Origin of the sequence: Actinoplanes sp. NPDC048791 (genome assembly GCF_040650095.1) — a bacterium.
Lineage (GTDB): Bacteria > Actinomycetota > Actinomycetes > Mycobacteriales > Micromonosporaceae > Actinoplanes.
In genome coordinates this window covers 1-2311 of sequence record NZ_JBEZGQ010001202.1, presented here as the reverse complement: position 1 = coordinate 2311, position 2311 = coordinate 1, and the positions used below count along the sequence as shown (strand labels likewise).

Sequence of the window (2311 nt, the reverse complement as noted above, 5' to 3'; positions counted from 1 at the left end):
CTGACCACGTTCTCCCGCATGTCCACCTTGGTACGGACCGTGTCGATGAACGGCACCAGCAGGTTGAGCCCCGGGGACAGGGTGCGCTTGTACTTACCCAGCCGCTCCACCACGTCGTGCCGCTGCTGCGGGACGATGCGGACCGACCGAACCAGCGTGATCACCGCAAAAAGGGCGATCACGAAGATGAGTACACCGATAGCAACTTCCATGGCGTCCTCTTTTCTCTTGTATGTGTGCCGTCTGCTCAGAGGTTCGGATGTTCGTCGCGCCACACGATCGCCGTGGCGCCCTTCACTTTGATGACCCGGACCCGGTCGCCGGGCGCGTACTTCTCGTCGCCGTCGAAGGAGCGCGCCGTCCAGAGCTCACCGTCGATCTTCACGAGCCCGTGGTCGGCGGTCACCTCCTCCAGCACCGTCGCCTGCGAGCCCTCGATGGCCTCGATGCCGAACGGCGTGTCGCCCGTCTCGGCGGCGGATTTCGCGTGCCGCATGATGATGGGCCGGATCGCGGCGACGGAGAGGCCGGAGACGATGGCGAACACGATCGCCTGCAGCAGGACGGGGGCGCCGAGAGCCGCCGCACCGGCCGCGGCGAGAGCACCGACGGCGAAGAAGATGACGAGGAAAGTCGCGGTGAAGGCCTCGGCGATCGCGAGGGCGATGGCGAGGACGATCCAGAGAACGCTTTCCATACCCAGATCGTGACACGTCCGCGCTCGCACGGCGACGTCCCGTCACGTCGGGTTCTTCCGTAGCCAGATCGGCGCCGTTCAGTTAAACCTTGGACCGTCCCCGCCCGAGAGAGGCCCACCGTGTCCCTGCTGCCGGAAACCGGCCGACGCGTCACCGGGATCGTCGCCCGCGCGCAGTCCGCGGGCCGCGCGCCGTCCGTGGCGCTGGCGGTCGTCCGCGACCGCTCGCTGCTGCATTTCACCGGCGCCGGGGAGACCCCGCCGCCCGACCCCAAGACCCAGTACCGGCTCGGCTCGATCACCAAGACGCTGACCGCCACCATGGTGATGCAGCTGCGCGACGAGGGCTTCTTCGCCCTCGACGACCTGCTCTACCGGCACCTGCCGGGCACCTCGGTGGGCGGGCTGACGCTGCGCCAGCTGCTGGGGCACGTCTCCGGCCTGCAACGCGAGCCGGACGGGCCCTGGTGGGAGCGCAGCGCCGGCGGCGACGTCGACCAGCTGCTGGCCGAGCTGGCCGACAAGGTCGCCGGGCCGCCGTTCCGGACCTACCACTACTCCAACCTGGCCTACGGGCTGCTCGGTGCGGTGCTGCAGCGCGTCACCGGGGAGTCCTGGACCGACCTGGTCGGCAAGCGGGTGCTCGACCCGCTGGGCATGAAGCGGACCACGTACGCGCCGGTCGAGCCGTACGCCCGCGGTTACGTCGTGCACGAGCTGGACGACAGCCTGCACGAGGAGCCGCGGCTGGACGCCGGCGCGATGGCCCCGGCCGGGCAGCTCTGGTCGACGGTGACCGACATGGCCAAGTGGGCGGCGTTCCTGGCCGATCCCGCGCCGGCCGTGCTGAGCCGGGAGACCGTCGACGAGATGTGCACCCCGGTGGTCATCCAGGACGACGCCTGGACCGCCGGGCACGGGCTGGGCCCGGAGCTGATGCGCGTCGGCGAGCGGGTGTACGTCGGCCACGGCGGCTCGATGCCCGGCTACAACTCCCAGCTGGCCGTGCACCGGCCCAGCCGCACCGGCGTGATCGCCTTCGCCAACTCGTACGGCCTGCGCGGCACCAGCATCCGCGCACTGGCCCTGGAGGTGCTGACCACGGTGCTGGACCACGAGCCGGTGCCGGCCGAGCCGTGGCGTCCCGCACCGCCGGCCGACCCCGATGTCGCCCAGTTGTGCGGCCGCTGGTGGTGGATGGGCCGCGAGTACGAGGTGCTCGCCGACGGCCCGGGCCTGGTGATGCGGCAGGTGACCGCGCCGGAGAAGCCGCCGTGGCGGTTCGTCCGGGAGTCGCGGGACCGCTGGCGGGGCACGGCCGGCATGAACACCGGTGAGGTGCTGACCGTGCTGCGCGGCCCGGACGGCGCGGCCGAGCGGCTCGACATCGCCACCTTCGTGTTCAGCCGCGACCCGATGCACCTGGCGTGAGCAGGGCGTTGAGCGTCCCGTAGTCGGCCGCGCCGGTCAGCTCGCCGTAGCCGCCGTCGCCCTGGGCCGCCGCCGCGGCCCGGGCCACCAGCCCGTACGCGGCCTGGGCGACGGACGAGCCCAGGCTGATCCGGGCCACGCCCAGCGCGGCCAGCTCGGCCAGGCCGGGCGCGCCGGGTCCGG

3 protein-coding genes and 1 pseudogene are annotated in these 2311 nt (G+C 71.8%); 1 reads left to right on the top strand and 3 read right to left on the bottom strand.

Annotation, left to right across the window (positions count from 1 at the left end; all coding sequences use genetic code 11):
- Together AB0C29_RS44335 and AB0C29_RS44330 are read right to left on the bottom strand one after the other, a co-directional pair.
- The coding region (locus tag AB0C29_RS44335; RefSeq protein WP_360833806.1) for an SPFH domain-containing protein at positions 1 to 212 on the bottom strand (212 nt) is incomplete at its 3' end.
- A gap of 35 nt (positions 213 to 247) precedes the next feature.
- Positions 248 to 697 (bottom strand): NfeD family protein, encoded by a 450-nt coding sequence (locus AB0C29_RS44330; protein WP_360547614.1) that lies wholly within the window; start codon positions 695 to 697, stop codon positions 248 to 250.
- Between the two features lie 120 nt (positions 698 to 817).
- Between AB0C29_RS44330 and AB0C29_RS44325 the strand changes: the two genes are divergently transcribed.
- Positions 818 to 2128, top strand: coding sequence for a serine hydrolase domain-containing protein (locus AB0C29_RS44325; RefSeq protein ID WP_360833804.1), 1311 nt, complete (start codon positions 818 to 820; stop codon positions 2126 to 2128).
- Here AB0C29_RS44325 and AB0C29_RS44320 read toward each other — a convergent pair.
- Positions 2100 to 2311: pseudogene (locus AB0C29_RS44320) on the bottom strand (hypothetical protein); the annotation flags it as partial. The gene AB0C29_RS44325 and the pseudogene AB0C29_RS44320 sit on opposite strands and share 29 nt — an antisense overlap.